This window comes from Kocuria sp. CPCC 205297, from assembly GCF_040981035.1.
Taxonomy (GTDB): Bacteria; Actinomycetota; Actinomycetes; order Actinomycetales; family Micrococcaceae; genus Kocuria; species Kocuria marina.
The window spans coordinates 128,611-153,271 of the sequence record NZ_JAVKPY010000003.1; the positions used below are offsets into that span (position 1 = coordinate 128,611).

The window sequence follows — 24,661 nt, forward strand, 5'->3', positions numbered from 1 at the left end:
GTGTTCTTCCCGTGCTCCACGCACCCGGCCGTCCCGTTCACGGTACGTCTCCCGGCACGACGGCGCTGCGGCGCCCCGGTCTCTCAGCCCCCCGGCCCCGGCAGCGTGGCGGTCGTGGCCCGCGGGCGGTCGGTCAGGTCGTGGTGCGTGCGGATGTCCCGGAACCCCCGGTCCTCGAGGGCGCGGGCGACGGCCGCGACCTGGGACTCGGCGTGTTCCATGACGAACGAACCGCCCGGACGCAGGATCCGCACGGCGGTGTCCATCGCGGCGCACGGGAACGTCATCCCGGTCTCGTCCCCGCCGTACAGCGCCGTGGGTGGATCGTAATCGCGTACCTCGGGATCCTCCGGGATCTCACCGTCCGGGACGTAGGGTGGGTTGGTCACGACCACGCAGAACCGCCCCGCCGACTCGACCGTGACATCGCGGTAGTCAGATTCGAGCAAGCGCACGCGGGAGCCCGCCAGATTGCGCCGGGTCCATTCCAATGCGGCCGGTTCGCGTTCCACGGCGGTGACCCTACTCGCGGGATCCTCGCTCGCCACGGCCAGGGCTATCGCGCCACTGCCCGTCCCGAGGTCGATGACCCCCGGGTGGGTCTCGCCGGCCCCGCGCCATACGCGCACCAGATCCAGGGTCAATTGGACGAGCAGTTCGGTCTCCGGGCGGGGGACGAAGACCCCGGGACCCACCGCGAGCTCGAGCTTACGGAACGGGGCCGTGCCCGTGATGTGTTGCAGGGGCTCACGCCGTGCGCGGCGTTCCACGAGGTCGCGGTACCCGTCCGGTTCCGGCGCGCCCAGGATGGCCCGCGCTTCGGTGTCCCCGCGGCCCAGGCCCAGCGTGTGGGCGGCGAGCAACACGGCGTCGACGTCCGGGGAGGCCACACCCGCGCGAAGCAACCGGGACCGGCCCCACGCGATCGCCTGGGCGAGAGTTGTGGCCACGGGAAGTTACTTCCCGCCCGCGGACCCGTGCTGCGCGGAGTCCTGACCCAGTTGTTCCAACCGGTGCTTCTCGTCCAGTTCCACGGCGGAGGCGATCACGGGTTCCAATGCGCCGTCCAGGACGTGGTCCAGGTTGTAGGCCTTGTACCCGGTGCGGTGGTCCGCGATGCGGTTCTCGGGGAAGTTGTAGGTGCGGATGCGTTCCGAACGGTCCACGGTGCGCACCTGCGACTTGCGGGCCGCGGCGTTCTCGGCGTCGATCTGTTCCTGCTGGTGCGCGAGCAACCGGGCGCGCAACACGCGCATGGCCGCCTCACGGTTCTGCAGCTGGGACTTCTCGTTTTGCATGGACACCACGATGCCCGTAGGGACGTGCGTGATCCGCACCGCGGAGTCCGTGGTGTTCACCGACTGCCCACCCGGACCCGAGGACCGGTAGACGTCGATCTTGAGGTCGTTCTGGTTGATGTCGATCTCGTCCGGCTCGTCCACCTCGGGGAAGACCAGCACCCCCGCAGCGGACGTGTGCACGCGCCCCTGGGACTCGGTCACGGGCACCCGCTGCACGCGGTGCACCCCGCCCTCGTACTTGAACCGGGCCCACGCGCCCTCGGCCGGATCGGAGGAGGACCCCTTGACCGCGAGCTGGACGTCCTTGTAGCCGCCCAGTTCGGTGGGGGTTGACGAGAGGATCTCGGTCTTGAGCCCGGACTGTTCCGCGAAGCGCATGTACATGCGCAGTAGGTCCCCGGCGAACAGGGCGGATTCGTCCCCGCCCTCACCCGCCTTGACCTCGAGGATCACATTGCGGCCGTCGTCCGGGTCCCGCGGGATGAGCTTGCGGCGCAGTTCCTCGCGCGCCACGACGAGCTCGTCCTCAAGGGGCTTGACCTCCGCGGCGAGTTCGGGATCCACGCTCCCGAGCTCGCGCGCGGCGCCCAGGTCCTCGGAGATGCGTTCCACCCGGCGATGCGCCTCGACGATGCCGTTGAGTTCGGAGTAGCGCCGACCCAGTTTCCTGGCTTTGCTCGCGTCCGCGTGGACGGCGGGATCCGCCAGGGCGCGCTGGAGCTCGGCGTGCTCATCCAGCAGCGGCTGAACGGGGTCGGACATACGGTGCTCTCCTGGGATCGACGGGTGGAACGCGGTGCTCGCGGGTTCCTAGTGGCCGGCCAGCGTGGTCTTCTGGACCTGCAGCAGGAACTCGGTGTTGGACTGGGTATCCCGCAGCTTGCTCGTGAGCAGTTCCAGGGCCTGCTGCTGTTCCAGACCGGAGAGCACGCGGCGCAGCCGCCACATGATCTTGATCTCGTCCGCGGACAGCAGGTTCTCCTCACGGCGGGTACCGGAGGAATTGACGTCCACGGCCGGGAAGATCCGCCGGTCCGCGAGCTGGCGGGACAGGCGCAGTTCCATGTTGCCCGTGCCCTTGAACTCCTCGAAGATGACCTCGTCCATCTTGGACCCGGTCTCCACGAGCGCGGTCGCGAGGATGGTCAGCGAGCCACCGTTCTCGATGTTGCGCGCGGCGCCGAAGAACTTCTTGGGCGGGTACAACGCGGCGGAGTCCACACCACCGGAGAGGATGCGGCCGGACGCCGGTGCCGAGAGGTTGTACGCGCGGCCCAGGCGGGTCATGGAGTCCAGCAGGACCACCACGTCCATGCCCATCTCCACCAGGCGCTTGGCCCGCTCGATCGCGAGCTCCGCGACCGTGGTGTGGTCGTCCGCAGGCCGGTCGAAGGTCGAGGCGATGACCTCACCCTTGACCGTGCGCTGCATGTCCGTGACCTCTTCGGGGCGCTCGTCCACGAGCACCATCATGAGGTGGACCTCGGGGTTGTTGGTCGTGATCGCGTTGGCGATCGACTGCAGCATGAGCGTCTTACCGGCCTTGGGCGGGGAAACGATCAGACCGCGCTGGCCCTTGCCGATCGGGGCCACGAGATCCACCACGCGGGGACCGATCTTCTTGGGCTCGGTCTCCAGGCGCAGCCGCTCCTGGGGGTACAGCGGGACGAGCTTGTTGAACTCGACCCGGTCCTTGTTCTCCTCGGGCTTGCGGCCGTTGACCGTGGTCAGCTGCACGAGCGCGGAGAACTTCTGGCGCGAGTTGTTGTGTTGTTCGCCCTCGCGGGGAGCACGGATGGCGCCCACGATCGCGTCGCCCTTGCGCAGGTTGTTCTTCTTGACCTGGGACAGGCTCACGTACACGTCCGAGGGGCCGGGCAGGTAGCCCGAGGTGCGCACGAACGCGTAGTTGTCGAGCACGTCCAGGATGCCCGCCACGGGCAGCAGGACGTCGTCCTCGGTGATCTCGACGTCGTCCACGTCCGGACCGTTGTGCCGGTTGCGCCGGTTGCGCCGCTCGTTGCGGTCGTTTCGATCGTTACGGTCGTTGCGATTGCGGTTGCGCCGGTTGCGGCGGGAGTTACCCTCACCGTCGTTGTTGCGATCGTTGTTGTTGCGGTTGCGCCGGTCGTTGCGGTTCTGGTTGTCCTGACCGCCGTCCTTGGGGTCACCGGAATCGTTGGAACCGCCTTGGCCCTTGGAGTCACGGCGGTTGTCCCGGTCCTGACCGTTGTCCTTGGAATCCTTCTGGTGGTTGGCGTGGCGGGAACCGTCCACCTGACCCTGCTTGTTCTCGCGCCGGTTCTCGTCCTGGGACGAGCCGTTCTGCTCGGACTTCTCGTTGCGGCGACCGCGCTGGTTGCGCTGGCCGCGCCCGGACTCGTTGCCGGAGTCGTCAGAGCCCTGGGCGGAGTCCTGCCCGGACTCGTCCCGGCCCTTCTCCGCCTGGTCCTTGTCCTGCTGGTTCTGGGCGGAACGGTCCTGGCCGGTGCGCCCGTGCTCACCGGTGCCGCTGGCCGTGGCGCGCCGGGAACGGCGCGAACCGCTCTGCCGCGGGACGTTCTGTTCGCCGTTCTCGCCCTCCGAGCCCTCCTGGGGCTTCGAGGAGGAGTCCGATGACGCCGCCTCCGCGGACGCGGCGGCCGGAGCGTCGTCGGCGGAGGACGACCGCGGAGCGTCGGAGGAGTGGCGCTGGGAGGCCTTGCGAGCGGTCTGCTCGATCTTGGCCTCCACGGCTTTGTCGCGCTCGGCGACGGCGCCCCCGCGCTGGTGGGCCTCGATGGCCTCGACCAGCAGGGACTTGCGCATGCGGCGCGCGCCGGTAATGCCCAACTGGGCCGCGAGGGCCTGCAGCTGCGCGAGTTTGAGCCCGGACAGACCGGTGCTCTGGGCGTTCGAGGTGTCCGTTCCCTGTTCGGGGGCGGTGGTTTCTGTCACGAAGCTTCCTTCTGACTCGATGAGGGTTGCGGCACTCAGATCGCCAGCAACCCGACGATGATGGTGTGGGCCACCCGCGGCGGGCCACGAAAGTGCGCGCCGGAGGCGCGCGTCATCAGCAATGAAGTCCCCCGAATCTCCCGCGGAGCCGGGACGCCACATTACAGAGGTGGCTGGTCTACGCGGAAGAGGATCGCAGAGAGGCGACGCGGTCGAACACCTGCGTTGAGGAACTGCGCACGAGGCTCGGCTGCGGGGCTGCACTGTCCGGCACGGACGCGAACCCGGGGCCTATTGCGTGGATACGCTCACTTTAGCACCCTCTTCGGGCACCCGCAGGACATGAACACGCCACGTCACCGTTCGCCCCTGGTACTCGTGAGCCGACGACGCCGCGTCCGCCGCGATCTCCTCGATCGCCGCAGCCACGCGCCCAGCGTGCTCCGCGCCGTTCGCGAGCGTGAGCACGGTGGGGCCCGCACCCGAGATCAGGGCGGCGTGACCGAGGTCGCGCAATCGGGTCATGAGCTCGCAGCTCGGTGCCATGGCCTGTGCACGGTAGGGCTGGTGCAGCAGGTCGAACGTCGCAGGCACGAGCAGCTCGGGCCGTTCGCCCAGGGCCGCAACCAGAAGCGCCGCGCGGCCGGCGTTCACGGCCGCCGTGCGATGCGCGACCATCTCCGGCAGCAGCCCGCGGGCCACCGACGTGGCGACTTCGAAGTCGGGCACCGCGACCACGGGGACCACGTCCGGGTGCACGCGCACGGGCACGCTGTGGAAACGGCCTTCGTCCTCGTACGAGATCGTCAGACCACCCAGCAGGGTGGGGGCCACGTTGTCCGGGTGACCCTCCATGTGGGAGCACACCTGCAGCACCGCATCCGGTGAGAGCCGGTGGGACGCGGGGAGCAGCGCGTTGGCCGCGAGGACACCGGCGACCACCGCGGAGGCCGAGGAGCCCATGCCCCGGCCGTGCGGGATCGCGTTGTGGGCGCGCAAGCGCAGCGGGGGCAGCTCACCGGCCCCGGCGGCGTCGAACGCGGCCTGCATGGCACGGATCACCAGGTGCTCGGGACCGCGCGGCACGCCCGCCGCGCCCTCCCCCGAGAGGTCGAACTCGAGTCCGCGCTCGATGCGCGTGAGCGTCACGGTGTCGTAGTGACCCAGCGCGAGACCGAGCGAGTCGAAGCCCGGGCCCACGTTGCCCGTGGAGCCGGGGACCCGCACGCTCACGGTGGTACCCACGGGCGTGATGGCGCCCGGCACGTTCCCGGTGCGGGGTGCGCTGTCGGTGTCGGGCGCGTCGGTGCGGGTGGCGTGCAATGGTGCGTTATTCACGGCGGGGCCGGTCATTCCAGGCCGAGGGCCGAGGCCACGGAGACCACGTCGAAGGCCACGCGCTTGGGCTCGGCGGCCGTGGGGTCCTCGGCCTCGGCGCCCTTGATCGCCCACTGGGGGTCTTTCAGGCCGTGACCCGTGACGGTCACCACGATCGTCGCGTCCGTGGGTACCTCCCCGGCCCGGGCCTTCTTGAGCAGACCCGCCACTCCGGACGCGGAGCCCGGTTCCACGAACACGCCCTCGCGGGACGAGAGCCAGCGGTGGGCCTCGAGGATCTCGACGTCGCTCACGGAGTCGATGAGCCCGCCGGACTCGTCACGCGCGGCGATGGCCGTGTCCCAGGACGCGGGGTTGCCGATCCGGATCGCGGTCGCGATGGTCTCCGGTTCCGTCACGGGATGGCCCAGCACGAGAGGTGCGGCACCCTCCGCCTGGAAGCCCCACATGGCGGGCGTGCGGGTGGACACCGCAGGCAGGGTCTCACCCGAGGTGGCTGGGGTCTCCTGCGCGTACTCTCGGTAGCCCTTCCAGTACGCCGTGATGTTCCCGGCGTTGCCCACGGGCAGCACGTGGATGTCCGGGGCGTCGCCCAGTGTGTCCACGACCTCGAAGGCCGCGGTCTTCTGACCCTCGATCCGGTACGGGTTCACGGAGTTGACCAGGAAGACCGGGTAGGACTCGGAGAGCTTGCGCGCGACCTCCAGGCAGTTGTCGAAGTTGCCGTCGATCTGGATGATGTCCGCGCCGTGGGCCACGGCCTGGGACATTTTGCCCATGGAGATCTTGCCCTCCGGCACGAGCACCGCGCTGCGCATCCCGGCCTGCTTGGCGTACGCGGCCGCGGACGCGGACGTGTTGCCGGTGGACGCGCACACCACGGCCTTGGCCCCGGACTCCTTGGCCTTGGTGATGGCCATGGTCATCCCGCGGTCCTTGAACGAACCGGTGGGGTTCATGCCCTCGAACTTGAGCCACACCGTGGAGCCCGTGAGCTCGGACAGCGCCCGCGCCTGGATCAGAGGGGTGCCACCCTCTCCCATGGTGATGACCTCGGTCTGCTTGGTGACCGGCAACCGGTCCTTGTACTCGTTGATGACGCCCTGCCAGACGTGTGCCATGCCGCGTGCTCCTCGGTTCGACTCGTGGCCCCGCGCCGCGTGGTGCGCCGGGCGCTCAAGAATTATTCTCCGGCTTCCACCGGTGTGACGGACACGATGTCCCGCACCACGTCCAGCTCGCGCAGGGCCGCGACCGTGGCCATGAGGGACGCGTGTCGGCCGCTGTGCGTCACGAGCCGCAGCTGGGACATCCCGGGGGCGTCCGGGTCCTCGATCTGCAGCATCGTGGAGATCGAGACCCCGTGGTCCGCGAACACCTGGGCCAGTTGCGCGAGCGCACCCAGTCGGTCCGTGACGGCCACCGTGATGGACAGCCGCGTGGTGGCGTCGTCCATGCTCACGGCGGGCAGCGCCGCGTAGGCGTTGAGCGGGATGCCCTGAGCTCCCAGCGCGATCGCGCGCGCCGCGGAGACGAGGTCGCCCAGCACCGCCGACGCCGTGGGGTGACCACCCGCGCCCTGTCCATAGAACATGAGGGAACCCGCGTTCGCGGCCTCCACGAACACCGCGTTGTACGCGCCGTGCACACCCGCGAGCACGTGGTCGCGCGGGATCATCACGGGGTTCACGCGCAGATTCACGCCGTCACCGCAGCGCTCGCCCACGGACAGCAGCTTGATCACGTACCCCGCCTCGCGGGCGGCCGCGACGTCCTGCGCCGTGATGCCCGTGATCCCCACGCAGTGCACGTCCGCGATCGTGTAGGTCGAGTGGAACGCGAGGGACGCGAGCACGGCGGCCTTGGCGGCGGCGTCGTGCCCCTCGACGTCCGCGGTGGGGTCCGCCTCGGCGTAGCCGAGCTCCTGAGCCTGCGCGAGGGCGTCGTCGAACGCGGCCCCCGTGGTGTCCATCTGGTCCAGGATGAAGTTGGTGGTCCCGTTCATGATGCCCAGGAAACGGTTGACCCGGTCCCCCGCGAGCGAGTCGCGCATGGGGCGCACGATGGGGATCGCGCCGGCCACCGCGGCCTCGTAGGACAACTGGGCGCCCGAGGCCGCCGCGGCGTCGTGCAGTTCGCGCCCGTGCTCCGCGAGCAGCGCCTTGTTGCCCGTGATCACGGACTTCCCGGCGTTCAGGGCGCGCAGCACTCGCGTGCGCGTGGGTTCGATCCCGCCGGTCAGCTCCACCACCACGTCCGCGGCGTCGATCACCGCGTCCACGTCCGTGGTCAGCAGTTCCGCGGGCAGCTCCGTGTCCCGCGGGGCCCGCGGGTTGCGCACGGCCACGCCGCTCAGCTCCAGGCGCACACCGCTGCGCAGGGCCAGCTCGTGGGCGTGGTTGAGCAGCACGCGGGCCACCTGGGAACCCACGGTGCCAGCACCCAACAGGCCCACTTTCAGCACGGGCGTCTCGCGGTCGGTTGCGGGTGAAGTGTTCATGGCTCCTGGTGTTCTGTCGGGGGCTTGCTGTCGGGGCGTGTCAGTGGGTGGGGCCGCGCCCCACGGGCGGTCGCGGCGGGGTGGGCACGGCGGGGCGGCGTCCGGCGCGGTGGGCGCGGGGGCGGGGTACGACGTCGCTCGCGTACCTCGACCGCGCCGGCCGGCTCACACCCCGGTGTCGCGGGCGAGCAGATCCGCGAGGGACTCGCGGCGCACGATCTCGCGGGTGTCCCCGTCCGGTGCGACCGCCACGATCCCGGGGCGGGGCAGCCAGTTGTAGTTGCTGGACAGGGACCAGCAGTACGCGCCGGTCACGGGCACCACGAGCAGGTCACCCGCGGTGACGTCCCCGGGGAGGTAGACGTCCTTGACCACGATGTCACCGGACTCGCAGTGCTTGCCGACCACGCGCGAGAGCACGGGCGTCTCCTCGGACACGCGGTTGGCGAGCACGGCGGTGTAGTCGGCGTCGTAGAGCACGGGACGGGCGTTGTCGCTCATGCCGCCGTCCACGGACACGTACCGGCGCTGCACGCCCGGGCTGACCGTGACCGTCTTGACGGTGCCCACCGTGTAGACCGTGCACCCGGAGGGTCCGGCGATGAACCGGCCCGGTTCGAAGGACAGGTGCGGGGCGGGCAGGTCCGAGGACTCGAGCACGGAGGCGAGCAACGGGGCGAGGTCCGCGGCGATCGTGGCGACCTCGCGCGGACTGTCCGCGGCGGTGTACGCCACACCGTGGCCGCCACCCAGGTCGATCTCGGGCAGCGTCACGTCCCAGCGCTCGGCCGCGGTCTCGCGCAGCGCGAAGACGCGCTCGGCGGCCTGACCGAAGCCCTCCGCCGCGAAAATCTGGGATCCGATGTGGCAGTGCAGCCCGCGCAGGTCCAGTGCATCGGAGGCGTCAACGCATGCAGCCACGGCCACGAGTGCGGGAGAGTCCTCCCCCTCCTGCACCGGGTTCAGCGAGAGTCCGAACTTCTGGTCCTCGTGGGCGGTCGCGATGAACTCGTGCGTGGACGCGTGCACCCCCGGGGTCACGCGGATCATCACGGGCGCGCGGGTGCCGCGGTCGCGGGCCAGCCGTGCCACGAGCTCGATCTCGGCGAGCGAGTCCACGACGATGCGTCCCACGCCCACCTCGAGGGCCCGGTCGAGTTCCTCCGCGGACTTGTTGTTGCCGTGCAACGCGATCCGGCCCGGGGCCACACCCGCGGCGAGCGCCACGGCGAGTTCCCCGCCGGAGGCGGTGTCGATATTGAGGCCCTCCTCCGTGGCCCACCGCGCCACGGCGGTGTTCAGCAGGGCCTTGGAGGCGTAGTAGACCTCGAGTTTCACGCCGAGAGGATTCAGGGCGGCCTCGAACGCCTCGCGGAAACCGCGGGCGCGGTCCCTGAAGGTCCGTTCAGAGACCACGTAGCTCGGGGAACCGTGGCGCGCGGCGATCTCGGTCACGGGCACGGAATCCACGGTGACGCACCCCGTGTCATCCCGGGCGTACTGGGACGTGAAGACCACGGGGTCCAGTGCCGCGGGGTCCGCGGGGACCTGCAGCCAGGCCGGGGCGAGCGGGTGGGCGGGAGCGAGTTCGGTCATGGGATCACATCCTTTCGGGAGCGGAGACGCCCAGCAGGTCCAGCCCGTTGGCGAGGACCTGGCGCACGGCGTCGTTGAGCCACAGGCGGGTGTGGTGGACGGGCGCCACGGGGTCGTCGCCCTGCGGGGTGACCCGGCACGCGTCGTACCAGCGGTGGTACGCCCCGGCCAGGGCCTCGAGGTGGCGCGCCACGCGGTGCGGTTCGCGCAGGGCCGCGGCCTGGGCGACGACGGACGGGTACTGTCCGAGCGCGGCCAACAGGTCCGCTTCACGCGGGTGCTCGAGCAGGGACGCGTCGAACCGGGCGGCGCCGGCCTCGTCCGTGTGCGCGACACCGGCGGCGTGGGCGTTGCGTTCCACAGCGCACGTGCGTGCGTGGGCGTACTGGACGTAGAAGACCGGGTTCTCGTTGGAGCGCTTGGTCAGCACGTCCAAATCGATGTCGATGTTGGAGTCCACGGAGTAGCGGGTCAGCGAGTACCGCGCGGCGTCCACGCCCACGGCCTCCACGAGGTCCTCCATGGTCACCACGGTGCCCGCGCGCTTGGACATCCGCACCGCGGTGCCGTCCTTGACCAGGTTGACCATCTGACCGATCAGCACCTCGACGGCGTCCGGGGAGTCCCCGAGCGCGGCCGCGGCGGCCTTGAGCCGGGCCACGTAGCCGTGGTGGTCCGCGCCGAGCATGTAGATGCACAGGTCCGCGCCACGGTCCCGCTTGTTCTTGAAGTAGGCGATGTCCCCCGCGATGTACGCGGCGTGACCGTCCGACTTGATGACCACGCGGTCCTTGTCGTCCCCGTGGTCGGTGGAGCGCAGCCACCACGCTCCGTCCTCGAAGTACAGCGCGTCCGAGGAACGCAGCTGGTCGAGCAGCGTCTCGACCTGGCCGTCCTCGAACAGCGAGTTCTCGTGGAAGAAGACGTCGAAGTCCACGCCGAAATCGTGCAGCGAGGATTTGATCTGGGCGAACATCAGTTCCACGCCCGCGGCGCGGAAGACCTCCTGCGGGTCCTCGGACTCCAGGGCGTCCGGGTGCTGGGCCAGGACCTCGTCCGCGATCTCGGAGATGTACTGCCCGCCGTAGCCGTCCTCCGGGGCGGCCTCCCCGCGGGCGCGGGCCAGCAGGGAACGGGCGAAGCGGTCGATCTGGTTGCCGTGGTCGTTGAAGTAGTACTCCCGCACGACCGAGGCACCCTGCGCATCCAGGATCCGGGCCAGGGAGTCACCCACGGCGGCCCACCGCGTGCCACCCAGGTGGATCGGACCGGTGGGGTTCGCGGAGACGAACTCGAGGTTGATGGTCGTGCCGGACAGGGTGTCCGCGGTCCCGAAGGCGCGCCCCTGTTCCACGATCGACTGCGCGAGCTCACCGGCCGCGGCGGCGTCGAGCGTGACGTTGAGGAAGCCCGGACCGGCGATGTCCACGGTCTTCACACCGGGGACGGCCGACAGGCGCTCGGAGAGGATCTGCGCGACGTCCCGGGGGGAACGGCCCACCTTCTTGGCCACCTGCATGGCCACGGTGGTGGCCCAGTCCCCGTGCTCACGGTTCTTGGGTCGCTCCACCTTCGCGTGCGGGAGTTCGGCGCCGTCCACCGGGGTCAGTTCACCGGCGGCCACGGCGTCTTGCAGGCATGCGGACACGGCGGAGGAAAGTTCTTCAGGAGTCACTGTGCCAGTGTAACGGCGCGGGAGCACCCCGCTCGATCCGCGTCGATTGGTGCGCCCGCGCGACCTGGTAGTATCGTCGAGTTGTCGTCGCGGGCCTCGTTCTCGGGTCCTGTGACACCGCACGCCCGCGTAGCTCAGTGGATAGAGCGTCTGCCTCCGGAGCAGAAGGTCGTAGGTTCGAATCCTGTCGCGGGCACCACGAATGCCCTCCCCTCGGGGAGGGCATTTTCGCGTTTCGGGGACCCCCACGCCCTACGGGGCCGGCACCCGGATCGTGGGTGGTTCGAGCTAGCGGGTCAGCGGTGACCGCGGCGCTGCTGGCGGGTCCTCAGGTGGGGGTTCAGCTCGAGCGGGTCGTACTCATTGACCACGGAGTCGCTGCCGTAGTGCTCTTCGAGCAGTTGGTCCTCCTCCACCGGGCGGGGTGGAGCCGTGCGCCGCAGCACGACCCCCACGATCGTGAGCAGGCCACCCGCCGCGAGGGTTCCGAAACCCACCGCAATCATGGTCCACCCGCGAGTGTTCAAGGGCTCCCCGCCGTGGTCCGCCGCGGCCCGGCTCATGGCCACGAGTGCCTCCGGGAGGGTGAAACAACACACGAACAACAAAAGCAGCCCCACCGCGGTGATGACGGACGTGAAACGTTGTCTGCGGTGGGGCTGCTTCATAAGATCAATGGCCTTCCGGTGACACCCCCGGAGCGGAGGAACCACCCGTTGGGGCGCCGTGGGCGGGGGCACCCCGGGACGGGGCACCGGCCGGTTCGGCGCTGCGAGCTGTCTCCAGAAGCGTAGCGTCATCCAGTGCGGGTTCGCCCGTGGTCGCTTGCAGCGTGCGGAACTCGGCGAGCAGGTCCGCCACGGTGGCCTCGGCCTTCTGCTGCGCGTCCAGCTCGAAGAGGATGCGACCCTCGTGCATCATGATGAGCCGGTTGCCCAGCCGCAGGGCCTGGTCCATGTTGTGCGTGACCATGAGCGTGGTCAGGTGACGCTCGTTCACGATCCGCTCGGTGATCTCCGTGACGTGCTGCGCACGCTGGGGATCCAGTGCGGCCGTGTGCTCGTCCAGTAACAAGATCTCGGGTGCGGAGAACGTGGCCATGAGCAGGGACAGCGCCTGGCGTTGCCCGCCGGACAGCAACCCCACCTTGGCCCCGAGCCGGTGCTCCAGACCCAGTTCGAGGGTCTTGAGCTCCTGCTCGAACTCGTGGCGTCGGGCGCGGGTGACGCCACGCGCGAGACCACGGGAGCGACCGCGGCGCTGCGCGATGGCCATGTTCTGCTCGATGCTCAGGGTGGGCGAGGATCCTTTCATGGGGTCCTGGAACACCCGGGAGATCCACGTGGCCTTGCGGTGTTCGGGAAGCCGCGTGACGTCCCGGTCCCCCACCATGATCCGGCCGCTGTCCGGGATGATCGTCCCGGACACCGTGTTGAGCAGGGTGGACTTGCCCGCACCGTTGGAGCCGATGACCGTGACGAAGTCCCCGGGGTTGACCGTGAGGCTCACCCCGTTCAACGCCACGCGTTCGTTGACCGTCCCGGCGAAGAACGTCTTGCGCACGTCCTGTATGTTCAGCATCCGATCACGCTCCCGTTCGTCCGGACACACCGGCGTCCACGGTGCGCCGGGCGCGGGATCGCACGTCCGCCTGCACCGCTTGCGCGGCCCTGAGGGTGCGGTGGCGCTTCCACCGCTTGTACACGCCGAGCTGTGGCAGCACGAGCGCGATCACCACGAGCACCGCGGAGATCAGCTTCATGTCCGAGGGGTTCAGTCCCGCCTGCAGCGCCACGGTGATCACCAGGCGGTACAGCACCGAGCCGAGGATCACCGCGAGCGTGGCGATCACCACGGTGCGCGTGCCGAAGATGCCCTGGCCGAGGATCACGGAGGCGAGGCCCACGACGATCATGCCGATGCCCATGCCGATGTCCGCGAAGCCCTGGTACTGCGCGATCAGGGCACCGGACAAGCCCACGAGGGCGTTGGACAGGCACAGACCGAGGATCTTCTGCCGGTCCGTATTCACCCCGAAGGAACGGATCATCTCCGGGTTGTCACCCGTGGCCTGCATGGCCAGGCCGGCGTCCGTGTACAGGAACCAGTCCAATGCGAGCTTCACGAGCAGCACACCGACCAACAACAACAACACTCCCACGACCGTCCCCTGCAGCCCGGCCTCGCGCAGGGGCGTGAAGACGGTCCCCTCGCGCAACAGCGCGAGGTTCGCCTTGCCACCCATAAGCCGCAGGTTCACGGAGTACAGGGCGGTCATGGTCAGGATGCCCGCGAGCAACCCGTTGATCCGCGCCTTGGTGTGCAGCAGCGCGGTGATCAGTCCGGCGAAGGCGCCGACCACGAAGCCCACGACGGTCGCAAACCACGGGCTGCCGCCGTGCAGGATCACCATGGCCGCGGTGGCCGCCCCGCTCGTGAAGGACTGGTCCACGGTCAGGTCCGGGAAGTCCAGCACGCGGAACGTGAGGTACACGCCCAGGGCCATGATCGCGTAGATCAGCCCCAGTTCGATTCCAGCGATCACCGGCGTTACTCGATGACCTGGTCGGCCTGGTCCCGCAGGCTCTGCGGGATCTCCACGCCCATGGCCTTGGCGGCCTTGGCGTTAATGATGAGCTTGGTTTCTTTCTGGGACTCCACGGCCATCTCGCCGGGCTTGGCGCCGTCCTTGAGGATGCGCACCGCCATCTCACCGGTCTGCTTGCCCAGGTCCGTGTAGTTGATCCCCTGGGTTGCCAGGGCACCGCGCTCCACGGAGTCGCCCTCACCCGCGATCAACGGGATCTTCTTGGCCTCCGCGGCGGAGATCACGGCCTCGAGCCCGGCTACGACCTTGTTGTCGGTGGGCACGTAGATGGAGTCGGTGTCGAAGGACTCGGCGGCCTGGGCCACCTCAGCCGTGGTGGTCACGGTCTTCTCCTCAACCTTCAGACCCTCGGCCTGCGCGGCCTTCTTGGCCTCGTCCACCTGCACCTGGGAGTTGGTCTCACCGGAGCTGTAGATGATGCCCACGGACTTGGCGCCAGACTTGAGCTTCTTGATGAGCTGGATCTGCTCGGCCACGGGGTTCATGTCCGTGGTGCCGGTGACGTTGGCGCCGGGCGCATCCATGGAATTCACGAGCCCCGCGTCCACGGGATCGGTCACGGCGGTGAACAGGACGGGCTTGTCCGTGACGGCCTGGGCCAGGGACTGGGCGGACGGCGTGGCGATGCCCAGGATCAGATCGTCGTTGGAGGACGCGAAGTTGGAGGCGATGTTGGTCGCGGTGGCCTGGTCGCCGGAGGCGTTCTGCACGTCCAGGGTCAGGTTCTCACCCTCCGTGTAGCCGCCGTCCTTGAGGGCCTGCACGAAACCTTCGCGGGCGGCGTCGAGCGAGGGGTGCTCCACGAACTGCGAGATGCCCACGGTGACCTTCTTGGTCTCACCGGACTGCCCACCGTTGTCGGATCCGCAACCCGTGAGCAGCAACGCCGCGGTGGTGGCCACGGCGGCGACCGGGAGTAAACGCTTCATGACGGGTAATTCCTTTCCCCGAGGATCAATGATGAGTGGATATTATCTAACAATCGGTCGAAAAAGAGACGCAGCTCACATGTGCTGACAATCGGGCGCGTCGTCGGGCTCCCGCAGCGGCCCGTGGGCGCGTGTCGGCCGGGGCCCGTAGACTCTTCCGTTGACATGACTGAGCCCCGCATCCAGCCCCGCATCGTGTACCCGGACGACCTCCCCGTCAGCGCGCGCCGGGAGGACATTATGGCCGCGATCCGCGATCACCAGGTCGTGGTGATCGCGGGTGAGACCGGTTCCGGCAAGACCACCCAGCTGCCCAAGATGTGTCTGGAGCTGGGTCTGGGGGACGGCGGTCTGATCGGTCACACCCAGCCGCGCAGGATTGCGGCGCGTTCGGTGGCCGAGCGCATCGCCCATGAACTCGGGCAGCGCGTGGGCGACACCGTGGGCTACCAGGTGCGCTTCACGTCCGAGGTGGGCAAGGACTCGCGGATCAAGCTCATGACGGACGGCATCCTGCTGGCCGAGATCGGCCACGACCCGCAGCTGTCGCGCTACAACGCGATCATCATCGACGAGGCCCACGAGCGCTCCCTCAACATCGACTTCCTGCTGGGCTACCTCAAGCGACTGCTCCCCCAGCGCCCGGACCTGAAGGTCGTCATCACGTCCGCGACGATCGACCCGCAACGCTTCGCCGAGCACTTCGTGCTGGCGGACCCGCAGCACCCGGACGCCGACCCAGAGCCCGCCCCGATCATCGAGGTCTCCGGGCGCACCTACCCCGTGGAGATCCGCTACCGACCACTGGCCCAGGAGCGCAGCGGGGACGGCGGCGAGGACGAGGACAACACCGGCGACGGGCTCGTGGACGAGGACCGCGACCCGATCGACGCCGTGTGCGACGCCGTCGTGGAACTCTCGCGCGAACCCCGCGGGGACATCCTCGTGTTCTTCGCGGGCGAGCGTGAGATCCGGGACGCCCAGGACGCGCTGCACAAGGTCATCGACTCGCACCGCTCCCTGGCCGGGACCCAGATCCTGCCGCTGTTCGGGCGGCTGTCCATGGCCGAACAGAACCGCGTGTTCGCGCCGTCCTCGCACCGCCGGATCGTGCTCGCGACCAACGTGGCCGAGACCTCGCTCACGGTCCCGGGCATCAAGTACGTGATCGACCCGGGCACCGCCCGGATCTCCCGGTACTCGGCGCGCACCAAGGTCCAGCGCCTGCCCATCGAGCGCATCTCCCAGGCGTCGGCGCGGCAGCGCGCGGGGCGCTCGGGGCGTACGTCCGACGGCGTGTGCATCCGGTTGTACTCCGAGGAGGACTTCGAGTCCCGGCCGGAGTACACGGACCCGGAGATCCTGCGCACGAACCTCGCTGCGGTCATCCTGCAGATGATCTCGGTGGGCGTGGTGGAGCAACCCCACGACATCACCCAGTTCCCGTTCGTGCAGAAACCCGATGCGCGCGCGGTCAAGGACGGCGTGGTGCTGCTGCGCGAACTCGGTGCCCTGCGCTCGGGCGTGGCGGACGCGGGCGACGACGCGGCGTCGTCGTCCGCGCGTGACGGGCACCGGGGGCGGCGCTCGCGGTCCGGGCGCCACCGCGGTCGGCAGAGCGGACCGCGGGGTCCGCTGACCCGCACGGGCGAGGTGCTCGCCGCGCTGCCGGTGGACCCGCGACTGGGCCGGATGATCGTGGAGTCGCAGCGCCGGGGGTGCGTGCGCGAGGTGCTCGTGCTCACGGCCGCGCTCACGGTGCAGGACCCGCGGGAACGCCCGCTCGAGAAGCGCCAGGCGGCGGACGAGTTCCACGCGCGCTTCCGCGACAAGACCTCCGACTTCCTGTCCTACGGTCTGCTGTGGCAGTACCTGCAGGAGCAGCAGAGCGAGCTGTCCTCGTCCCAGTTCCGCAAGCTGTGCCGACGCGAGTACCTGAACTTCCTGCGGATCCGCGAGTGGCAGGACCTCTACGCGCAGTTGCGACAGATCGCACGCCAGGTGGGGATCGATGCCGGGGCGTCCCGGGAGATCGACGTCGCCTCGCACCAGGAGGCCGTGCACAAGAGCCTGCTGTCCGGGCTGCTGAGCAACATCGGCGCGCGGGACGAACGCACGCGCGAGTACCGCGGCGCGCGCGGGACCAAGTTCGCGATCTTCCCGGGCTCGGCCCTGTTCAGGACGTCCCCGGACTGGCTCGTGTCCGCGGAGCTCGTGGAGACCTCCCGATTGTGGGCGCGCACCAACGCGGCGATCAAGCCCGAGTGGGCCGAGGAGATCGCGCCGCAGCTCGTCAAGCGCAGCTACTCCGAACCCCACTGGTCCCGTTCCCGCGGGGCCGTGATGGCGTACGAGAAGGTCACGCTCTACGGGCTGCCCGTGGTGTCCGAGCGGCCCGTGTTGTTCTCCCGGATCGATCCCGAACTCTCCCGGGAACTGTTCATCCGCCACGCACTCGTGGAGGGCGACTGGCAGACCCGCCACACGTTCGTCAAGCGCAATCGCAAGGCCCTGGCCCAGGTCGAGGAGCTCGAGAACCGCATGCGCCGCAAGGACCTGCGCGTGGACGACCAGGTGCTGTTCGACTTCTACGACGCGCGCGTGCCCGCGGACGTGGTCTCCCAGCGGCATTTCGATGCGTGGTGGAAGAAGGCCCGCCAGCGGGACGAGCACCTGCTGGACCTCACTCCCGAGGACCTGATCGCACCCGAGGTCGCGGAGCTGGACACGGCCTCCTTCCCGCGGTCCTGGACCGTGGCATCCCCGGACGGCGAGCTGAGTCTGGACCTGGACTACGAATTCGCGCCCGGGGCGGAGACCGCGGACGGCGTCACGGTGCGGGTTCCCGTGCTGTTCCTGGACCGCCTGGCCCCCGAGCAGTTCGAATGGCACATCCCCGGGCTGCGTGTGGAGCTCGTGACCGCGCTGATCAAATCGCTGCCCAAGGCCGTGCGGCGCAACTTCGTGCCCGCCCCGGACACCGCCGTCACCGCCGTGAAGCACCTGGACGCCGAGTTCGATCCGGCCCGCGATTCCCTCCTGGAGTCCCTGGCCACCGTTCTGCGGCGGTTGCGGGGCCACCCCGTCCAGGCCTCGGACTTCCACCCGGAGGCCCTGCCCGCCCACCTGCGCATGCGCTTCGAGGTGCGCGACGCCCACAACTCGGTACTGGGCCGGGGCGACGACCTCACGGAGCTCAAACAGCGGCTGCGGCCCAAGGTCCGCGCCGCGCTCGCCGAGTCCCTCGGGGGCGCTGCGGCCCAGCTGTACGACGCCGCTCGGGGCAGCACCGAGGGTTCGGCCTCGTCCGGTGACGACGCCGCCGCGGCCCGTCGCGGTCGCGGCAAGCGGGGCTCGGCGCGACCGGTCCCAGGGACTTCCCCCGGATCCGGCGCACCCCGGGCCGCCTCGCTGGAACGCACCGACCTCACGGCGTGGCCCGAACCCGATCCTCCGCGCCGCGTGGAGACGACCGTGGCGGGTCAGACGGTCACGGGATACCCCACACTCGTGGCGGTGCGGGACACCGATGCTTCGCAGCCACCCCGCGTGGACCTGCGGATCCTGAGCGACGCGGAGGAACAGCGCGCCGCGCAACGCGACGGCGTGATCGCCCTGCTGCACCGGACCCTGCCGTCCGTGCACCGCTACGTGGTGGACCACCTGAGCCAGAAGGAACGGTTGATCTTTACCCAGAACCCCCACGGTTCGGTCGAGGCGCTCATCACCGATTGCACGATCGCCGCGATCGACCGGCTGGTACCCGCGGAGCCGCCGTTCACGCGGGACCAGTTCCGGGCGGTCGCGGAGCACGTACGCGCCGAGCTGATCGACACGGTCTTCGCCGTCACCGCGCTCGTGACCACCGCGCTCACCGAGTCCAACACCGTGCGCAAACGGTTGAAGAAACCCGGGTCACTCGGGGCGGTCGCCGCGTTCAAGGACATGTCCGAGCAGCTCTCCCGCTTGATCTATCCCGGCTTCGTGGCCCGCACCGGGTGGCGGGCCCTGCAGCACGTGCCACGCTACCTCGCGGGGATCAACGTGCGCCTGGACAAACTCTCCGGCCACCTGCAGCGGGACGCCGTGGCCATGCAGACCGTGCACGATCTCGAGGCCGAGTACCGCGCCGCGGTGGACGCCGTCCCCTCGACCGTACCCACGCCCTCTGCGCTGCGGGCCGTGCGCTGGGACCTCGAGGAACTGCGCATTTCGTTCTTCGCGCAGGAACTGGGCACCGCGCACACGGTGTCGGAGAAGCGGATCCGCAAGCGGTTGCGCGAGCTCGGCTGAGTGACACCGGCGGTTGAAGCCCGCCGGCGACGGGTGCAATGGACCTGCCGCCGGTGCCCGTGAGCGAGGCCGTCGGTCGCTACTGCTGCGGGACCTCGTCGTGGTGGCCCTGGGCCTCGAGGGCCTCGCGGATCCGGCGGGCCGACTCGTCCAGGACCGCGGGGTCCGGGTCCTGATCCACCTGGGCGAAGTCGAACTCCTCGATCGAATTGGTGGGCCACACGTGCAGGTGGGTGTGTGGCACCTCGAAGCCCTGGATCATGAGCCCCACCCGTTTGGGCGTGAACGCGGAGTCGATGGCCTTGCCGATCAACTGGCTGACCTTCATGAGGTGCATGGCCAGCTCCACGGGTAGGTCCACCCACGCGTCGATCTCCTGGCGCGGGACCACCAGGACGTGGCCCTGGGACAGGGGCTGGATGGACAGGAAGCCCACGCAGTGCTCGTCCGCCCAGACGAACCGGCCGGGCAGTTCGCCCTCGATGATCCTGGTGAACACTGAACTCACGGTGATGTCCTTTCCGTCGGGTGGAACCGGCTGGTGGCCGGATGGGTCATGCGGTGCGGAGCTCCACGCTCTCGCGCGTGTCCAGGTGCCGGTACTCGGTCCCGTAGACCTGCGAGAAATGCTTGACCTGCTTCTCCACGACACCGAAGCCGGTCTCGGAGAGCAGCGCGTCGTGGATCTGGTACACCCGTTGCGCGCGGGTCGCGATGATGAAGTCGATGACTTCGGACATCTTGGACCACGGGGCGTGCAACGGGACCAGGACCGTGGGAACGGTGAGCCCGTGCGGGACGGTGAAGGAGTCCCCGGGGTGGAACACGGCGTCGTCGATCACGTAGCCCACGTTGGCGATGGTGGGGATGAGGGGGTGGATCAGTGCGTGCTGACCCCCGTACGTGGCCACGGAGAACGGCCCCGCGGTGAACGTGGTGTCCGCCGACACGGCGTGCAACCGGTCCGTGTCCGTGATGTGCTCCGCGAGCTTCTCGATCACCTGGCCCGGGGCATGCACCGTGAGCTCGGGATCCGCCGAAAGGGCGGCGCCCAGCCGCTCGGCGTCGTAGTGGTCCGGGTGCTCGTGGGTGATGAGGACCGTGTCCGCTCCGCGCAGTGCCTCCTCGACCTCGGAGAACGTACCCGGGTCGATCACGAGCACCGCGCCGTCCTTCTCGAGGCGCACGCACGAGTGGGTGAACTTGGTCAGCAACATGGCTTCACCCTAGCGGCTCGGCCCGGCCGTGACGACGCCGCCTGTGCATGTCCGCGCCGCACGTTAAGATGTCCCGGACGACCGCTCGCGGAAAGGACACCTGGGTTGAGCACCAAGACCACCGGAACCGCGGAGGTTCGCAACACCAAGCAGCGCCGTGCCGTGACCGGCGCGCTGCAGGGGTTGGAGGACTTCATCTCCACGCAGGACCTGCACCGGCTGTTGCGCGATCGCGGACAGTCGGTGTCCCTGGCCACCACGTACCGGATCCTGCAGTCCATGGCCGAGCTGGGTCAGGTGGACGTGCTGCGCAACGCCGAGGGCGAGGCCATCTACCGCCGGTGCGAGGCCGAGCACCACCACCATCACATCGTGTGCCGCTCGTGCGGCGCGGCCGTGGAACTCGAAGCTCCGGACGTCGAGACATGGGCGGAGGAGACCGCGCGCCGCTACGGTTACGCGGACGTGGACCACACCGTGGAGATCTCCGGGATCTGTGCCGAGTGCGGGACCCGGGGCCGCGTCGAGTCCTCCGACGCCCGAGAAACCGCGAAACCCGCCCGGTGACCCGGATGTCGCGCCGCGAGATCCTGCTCGTCCACAACGGCGCCTCCCTCGTGGGCCGGAACGCGTGCGAGCGCGCCGTGGGCATCCTGCGGGCCGGCGGCTTCGACCCCCGACCGCTCAGCGCGGCCACCGCCCAGGCCCTCTCCCGCGATCTCACCGCGACCCTGCGCAACGCGTCCACCCGGATCGCCGCGGTCGTCGCGGTCGGCGGAGACGGCATGGTCCACCTGGTCCTGCAGTCACTGAACCGGTTGCGCGAGCAGGGCGTCGAGTTCCCGTTCGGGCTGATCCCGGCCGGTTCCGGCAACGATCTGGCCCGGTTCCACGGTGTACCCGTGGGGGACGTCGAACGCGCGGCGGGCCGGGTGCTGCGCGGACTCGAGTCCCCCGAACGCAGCATGGACCTCGTGCACGTCACGTGCGCGGACGGCAGCCACCACGTGTGCGCGACCGCGGTGTGCCTCGGCCTCGACGCCCGCGTGAACGCGCGCGCCAACCGCTGGTCCAGCGTCACGCACTCGGTCAAGTACGTCGCCGCGCTCGCCGTGGAGGCCGTCTCAATGCGCGCGCGGCGTTACGACCTGAGCTGGACCGGCCCGGACGGCGCGTGCCACGTGAGTGACCGCACGCTGACCTTCCTGGCACTGACCAACACCTCGTCGATCGGGGGCGGGCTGACCATCGTTCCCCGCGCGGATCCCACGGACGGCTCGGGTGAGCTGTTCATGGTCTCCGACGTGGGCGCGCTGCGGCTCGCGTGGCTATTCCCCCGCTTGTTCCTGGGCACGCACGAATCCCTGCGGGAGGTCACCGTGGTGCCCGCCACGGCCGCGACCGTCGCGGCCCACGGTATCCCTTCCGAGCCGCGGGACGCGGCCTACGGCGACGGCGAACGGTTGGGTCCGCTGCCCGCCTCGCTCAAGGTGCTCCCCGCCGCGGTGCGCGTCCTGCTCTGAACCGCGCGACCGGCGCCGAGCGGCGTCGTCGACCGCGGTGTCGAACGGCGATACGACGACGAGCGCTCACGCGCCGCGCGCACGCACCGCGAGACGAGCCACACGACGAACGAGATGGTCGTGACGTACGGGCTGATCGGGACGTTGCCGCCCAGCGCCAGGAGGATCCCGCCCACCATGGCGAGCTCGGCGAAGACCACGGAGAGCACCACGGTGCGCGCGGGACTCGAGGTGAGGTTCATGGCCGCCGCGGCCGGGGTGATCAGAAGCGCGAGCACGAGCAGCGCGCCCACGATCTGCACGGACATCGCGACCGAGATCCCCAGCACGACCATGAACACGATCGCCAACGAGCGCATCGGCAGCCCCTTGGCCTGGGCCACGAGCGGGTCCGTGCTCGCGAACGTCAGCGGCCGCCACACCACAAGCAGCGTGGCGAGCACCACCACGGACAGCACGATCATCGACGTCAACTGCAGGGAGGACACGGAGACGATCTGGCCCGTGAGCAAGGAGAACTTGTTGGAGGATCTGCCCTCGTAGAGGGACAGGAAGAGGATCCCGAGCCCCAGGCCGAAGGGCATGAGCACGCCCACGAACGAGTTGCCCTCCCGCGCGCGCAGGCCCATGAACCCCATGATGAGCGCGGCGAGCACGGACCCCACGAGGGACCCGGTGACCACATCGGAGCCGACCAACAGGGCCGCGGCGGCACCGGCGAAGGACAGCTCCGCGATCCCGTGCACCGAGAACGCGAGATCGCGCATCATCACGAACGTGCCCACGAGCCCGCCCACCAAGCCAAGCACCGCGCCCGCCCACACGGAGTTGCGCAGCAGGGACAGCAGTTCGCCGTAGTTGTCGAAGACGAACACGGAACCGAACAATGAGTTCCAGTCGATCGCGGCCAGGCTCACAGGATCAGCTCCTCCGGGGAATCGGTGTGGTGGGAGCTGTCCGGGCGCCCGGCCACGAGGATGCGACCGTTGCTGTGCAGCACCTCGACGCGGGTCCCGTACAGCTCGGAGAGCACGTCCGAACGCAGCACCTGCTCCGGCGTGCCGATCCGGAACGAGCCGTTGGCCAGGTAGAGGATCCGGTCCACGTGCTCGATGATCGGGTTCACGTCATGGGTCACGAAGACCACGGCGCACCCGCTGCGTTCACGTTGTTCGTGCACGAGTTCGCTCACCACGTGCTGGTGATGCAGGTCCAGGGACAGCAGGGCCTCGTCGCACAGCACGAGCGTGGGGTCCGCAGCGAGCGCCTGGGCCACGCGCAGGCGCTGTTGCTCGCCCCCGGACAGGACGCCCACGGGGGCGTCGGCGTAGTCGGTGGCACCCACGCGTTCGAGCAACTCGTCCACGGTGCGGTGCACGCGGCGCGGATGCAGTCGGATCCCCCAGCGGTGCCCGTCCACGCCCTGCGCCACGAGGTCCCGGGCCCGCAGCGGCGTGCGCGCCGGGAAGCCGCGCTGTTGGGGCACGTACCCCACGCGGGCGGAGGCGGCCCGCGGACGGGTCCCGTTGACGCGTACGGTCCCGCTCGTGAGCGGGAGCAGTCCCAGCAGCACGCGCAGGAAGCTCGTCTTGCCGGTCCCGTTGGAGCCCAGGACCGCGAGGTACTCCCCCGGGGCGACGTCCAGGTCCAGACCGGACCACAGGGTGCGGTCCCCGAAGGCCAGGCGCGCGTCCCTGAGCCGGACGACGGCGTCGTCGGCCCCGGAACGGGCGGCCACCTCGGGTGCGGATTGGGGTGCGTTCATGTCCCTACTTCTGGAGCGCGTGGGCCACGCGGTCCGCGTTCTGCGTCATCCACTGCTGGTAGTTCAGCCCGTCCGGGATGGTCTCGGTGAACTCCACCACGGGCTTGCCGGCGTCCCCGGCGTCCGAGCGCAACCGGTCGGTCTGCCCCGTGGAGGTCTGCTTGTTGAGGGCGAGCAGTTTCACGTCGCTGCCCTTGACGAGCCCGAGGGTGTCGTTGAGCACCGCGGGTGCGGCGTCGGAGCCGGCGTCGATGGCCTCGGTGAACGCCTGCGGGGTCTCGTCGTGCAGGCCGGCGTCTTGCAGGAGGTACCCGGGCAGAGGCTCGGTCGCGATGTATCCGCCCGAGGCCTTGATCCCCTCGACCTTCTGTTCGACCGTGCCGAGCTCGTTCTTCACGCGTGCGGCGTTGTCCCGGTAGTACTCGGCGTTCTGCTGGTCCACCTGGCCGAGCTGCTCGGCCATGCGGTCCACGACCATCTGCATGCTCTCGACGTCGTACCACACGTGCTCGTTGAAGTCGCCGTGGTGGTGGTGCCCGGAGCCGTGGTCGTGGTCGTCGTGCGCGTCCTCTTCTCGCTGCAGACCGGAGGCCTCCACGGCGTCCACCACGTGCTGGCCGCCGGAGGCCAGATCGGTCATGAACTGGTCGTACCCACCCCCGTTGCACACCACGACGTCCGCCTTCTCCACCTTCAGCCGGTCCTGGGGGGTGGCCTCGTAGGAGTGGGGGTCCTGGGCGCTCGAGTCGATCACGGGGGTCGCGGAGACCTTGTCGCCACCCACCTGGGACGCGAGGTCCGAGTAGACGTTCGTGGAGGTGACCACGGCGATCTTCCCCGCACCGGGCGAACCTTGCGCGTCCGACGCGGTCCCGCTCGAACACCCGGCGAGCGCGAGACCCACCACCACGCCCGCGCCCAACACGCTCGTCCTACCCCTGCGCACGCTGCGCCCTGCGGTCATCGTCCATCTCCCTCG

The 24,661-nt window shown here is 69.6% G+C and carries 20 protein-coding genes and 1 tRNA gene; 4 read left to right on the forward strand and 17 right to left on the reverse strand.

Features of this window, described 5'->3' with window-relative positions:
• Window positions 1–83 precede the first annotated feature (83 nt).
• The 8 genes from prmC to argS form a co-directional block, all read right to left on the reverse strand.
• The gene (gene prmC / locus RF650_RS03605; RefSeq protein ID WP_312917770.1) at window positions 84–950 is read right to left on the reverse strand and encodes a peptide chain release factor N(5)-glutamine methyltransferase; all 867 of its coding nucleotides are present in this window, start codon (window positions 948–950) and stop codon (window positions 84–86) included.
• A gap of 6 nt (window positions 951–956) precedes the next feature.
• Entirely contained in the window at window positions 957–2,063 is a 1,107-nt protein-coding gene (gene prfA / locus RF650_RS03610) for a peptide chain release factor 1 (protein ID WP_064845335.1), read from the reverse strand.
• A 48-nt stretch (window positions 2,064–2,111) separates the two neighbouring features.
• Window positions 2,112–4,238 (reverse strand): transcription termination factor Rho, encoded by a 2,127-nt coding sequence (rho, locus tag RF650_RS03615; protein ID WP_368814103.1) that lies wholly within the window; start codon window positions 4,236–4,238, stop codon window positions 2,112–2,114.
• A 291-nt stretch (window positions 4,239–4,529) separates the two neighbouring features.
• A complete protein-coding gene (thrB, locus tag RF650_RS03620) occupies window positions 4,530–5,492 on the reverse strand; it encodes a homoserine kinase (protein ID WP_231885434.1) in 963 nt (320 codons plus the stop codon).
• Window positions 5,493–5,587: 95 nt separating this feature from the next.
• Complete coding sequence (gene thrC, locus RF650_RS03625; protein WP_064845337.1) at window positions 5,588–6,697, reverse strand: threonine synthase; 1,110 nt, start codon at window positions 6,695–6,697, stop codon at window positions 5,588–5,590.
• 62 nt (window positions 6,698–6,759) lie between these two features.
• Window positions 6,760–8,076 (reverse strand): homoserine dehydrogenase, encoded by a 1,317-nt coding sequence (locus RF650_RS03630; RefSeq protein WP_131332670.1) that lies wholly within the window; start codon window positions 8,074–8,076, stop codon window positions 6,760–6,762.
• A 165-nt stretch (window positions 8,077–8,241) separates the two neighbouring features.
• Window positions 8,242–9,672, reverse strand: coding sequence for a diaminopimelate decarboxylase (gene lysA, locus RF650_RS03635; RefSeq protein WP_368814104.1), 1,431 nt, complete (start codon window positions 9,670–9,672; stop codon window positions 8,242–8,244).
• Window positions 9,673–9,676: 4 nt separating this feature from the next.
• The gene (gene argS, locus RF650_RS03640) at window positions 9,677–11,347 is read right to left on the reverse strand and encodes an arginine--tRNA ligase (protein WP_165489777.1); all 1,671 of its coding nucleotides are present in this window, start codon (window positions 11,345–11,347) and stop codon (window positions 9,677–9,679) included.
• Between the two features lie 123 nt (window positions 11,348–11,470).
• Here argS and RF650_RS03645 point away from each other — a divergent pair.
• Window positions 11,471–11,546: transfer RNA gene (locus RF650_RS03645), tRNA-Arg, on the forward strand.
• A 97-nt stretch (window positions 11,547–11,643) separates the two neighbouring features.
• Here the strand turns inward: RF650_RS03645 and RF650_RS03650 are convergent.
• From RF650_RS03650 to RF650_RS03665, 4 genes are read right to left on the reverse strand one after another with little or no spacing between them, the layout of a single operon-like run.
• On the reverse strand, window positions 11,644–12,015 hold the full coding sequence (locus RF650_RS03650; RefSeq protein ID WP_131332668.1) for a hypothetical protein: 372 nt from the start codon (window positions 12,013–12,015) through the stop codon (window positions 11,644–11,646).
• Between the two features lie 4 nt (window positions 12,016–12,019).
• Window positions 12,020–12,928, reverse strand: coding sequence for an ABC transporter ATP-binding protein (locus RF650_RS03655; protein WP_131332667.1), 909 nt, complete (start codon window positions 12,926–12,928; stop codon window positions 12,020–12,022).
• Window positions 12,929–12,932: 4 nt separating this feature from the next.
• Window positions 12,933–13,892, reverse strand: coding sequence for an ABC transporter permease (locus tag RF650_RS03660; protein ID WP_311254110.1), 960 nt, complete (start codon window positions 13,890–13,892; stop codon window positions 12,933–12,935).
• Window positions 13,893–13,897: 5 nt separating this feature from the next.
• Window positions 13,898–14,884, reverse strand: coding sequence for an ABC transporter substrate-binding protein (locus tag RF650_RS03665; RefSeq protein WP_064845344.1), 987 nt, complete (start codon window positions 14,882–14,884; stop codon window positions 13,898–13,900).
• A 165-nt stretch (window positions 14,885–15,049) separates the two neighbouring features.
• On the opposite strand from RF650_RS03665, the gene hrpA reads away from it, so the two are divergent.
• Window positions 15,050–19,177, forward strand: coding sequence for an ATP-dependent RNA helicase HrpA (hrpA, locus tag RF650_RS03670; RefSeq protein WP_368814105.1), 4,128 nt, complete (start codon window positions 15,050–15,052; stop codon window positions 19,175–19,177).
• 79 nt (window positions 19,178–19,256) lie between these two features.
• Here the strand turns inward: hrpA and RF650_RS03675 are convergent, their stop codons facing one another.
• Together RF650_RS03675 and RF650_RS03680 are read right to left on the reverse strand one after the other, a co-directional pair.
• Window positions 19,257–19,685, reverse strand: coding sequence for an HIT family protein (locus RF650_RS03675; protein ID WP_368814106.1), 429 nt, complete (start codon window positions 19,683–19,685; stop codon window positions 19,257–19,259).
• 46 nt (window positions 19,686–19,731) lie between these two features.
• Window positions 19,732–20,394 carry an MBL fold metallo-hydrolase gene (locus tag RF650_RS03680; RefSeq protein ID WP_313361899.1) on the reverse strand — a complete coding sequence of 221 codons (663 nt, stop codon included), beginning with the start codon at window positions 20,392–20,394 and terminating at the stop codon, window positions 19,732–19,734.
• Window positions 20,395–20,499: 105 nt separating this feature from the next.
• On the opposite strand from RF650_RS03680, the gene RF650_RS03685 reads away from it, so the two are divergent.
• Both RF650_RS03685 and RF650_RS03690 read left to right on the forward strand, forming a co-directional pair.
• Entirely contained in the window at window positions 20,500–20,961 is a 462-nt protein-coding gene (locus RF650_RS03685) for a Fur family transcriptional regulator (protein WP_368814107.1), read from the forward strand.
• A gap of 5 nt (window positions 20,962–20,966) precedes the next feature.
• Window positions 20,967–21,917: a diacylglycerol kinase family protein gene (locus RF650_RS03690; protein ID WP_368814108.1), complete on the forward strand. Its 951-nt coding sequence runs from the start codon at window positions 20,967–20,969 to the stop codon at window positions 21,915–21,917.
• Here the strand turns inward: RF650_RS03690 and RF650_RS03695 are convergent.
• From RF650_RS03695 to RF650_RS03705, 3 genes are read right to left on the reverse strand one after another with little or no spacing between them, the layout of a single operon-like run.
• Window positions 21,839–22,834: a metal ABC transporter permease gene (locus RF650_RS03695; protein WP_367404761.1), complete on the reverse strand. Its 996-nt coding sequence runs from the start codon at window positions 22,832–22,834 to the stop codon at window positions 21,839–21,841. The two genes, RF650_RS03690 and RF650_RS03695, sit on opposite strands and share 79 nt — an antisense overlap.
• Entirely contained in the window at window positions 22,831–23,682 is an 852-nt protein-coding gene (locus RF650_RS03700) for a metal ABC transporter ATP-binding protein (protein WP_193519888.1), read from the reverse strand. Before RF650_RS03700 ends, RF650_RS03695 begins: the two co-directional genes overlap by 4 nt.
• Window positions 23,683–23,686: 4 nt before the next feature.
• Window positions 23,687–24,646, reverse strand: a complete 960-nt coding sequence (locus RF650_RS03705; protein WP_131332660.1) for a metal ABC transporter solute-binding protein, Zn/Mn family — start codon at window positions 24,644–24,646, stop codon at window positions 23,687–23,689.
• Window positions 24,647–24,661 lie beyond the last annotated feature (15 nt).

Coding starts and splice junctions, on each gene's coding strand:
- prfA (WP_064845335.1), bottom strand. CDS start 2,063: ATGTCCGACCCCGTTCAGCCGCTGCTGGATGAGCACGCCGAGCTCCAG.
- thrC (WP_064845337.1), bottom strand. CDS start 6,697: ATGGCACACGTCTGGCAGGGCGTCATCAACGAGTACAAGGACCGGTTG.
- RF650_RS03630 (WP_131332670.1), bottom strand. CDS start 8,076: ATGAACACTTCACCCGCAACCGACCGCGAGACGCCCGTGCTGAAAGTG.
- lysA (WP_368814104.1), bottom strand. CDS start 9,672: ATGACCGAACTCGCTCCCGCCCACCCGCTCGCCCCGGCCTGGCTGCAG.
- RF650_RS03650 (WP_131332668.1), bottom strand. CDS start 12,015: ATGAAGCAGCCCCACCGCAGACAACGTTTCACGTCCGTCATCACCGCG.
- RF650_RS03655 (WP_131332667.1), bottom strand. CDS start 12,928: ATGCTGAACATACAGGACGTGCGCAAGACGTTCTTCGCCGGGACGGTC.
- RF650_RS03665 (WP_064845344.1), bottom strand. CDS start 14,884: ATGAAGCGTTTACTCCCGGTCGCCGCCGTGGCCACCACCGCGGCGTTG.
- hrpA (WP_368814105.1), top strand. CDS start 15,050: ATGACTGAGCCCCGCATCCAGCCCCGCATCGTGTACCCGGACGACCTC.
- RF650_RS03680 (WP_313361899.1), bottom strand. CDS start 20,394: ATGTTGCTGACCAAGTTCACCCACTCGTGCGTGCGCCTCGAGAAGGAC.
- RF650_RS03690 (WP_368814108.1), top strand. CDS start 20,967: ATGTCGCGCCGCGAGATCCTGCTCGTCCACAACGGCGCCTCCCTCGTG.
- RF650_RS03700 (WP_193519888.1), bottom strand. CDS start 23,682: ATGAACGCACCCCAATCCGCACCCGAGGTGGCCGCCCGTTCCGGGGCC.
- RF650_RS03705 (WP_131332660.1), bottom strand. CDS start 24,646: ATGACCGCAGGGCGCAGCGTGCGCAGGGGTAGGACGAGCGTGTTGGGC.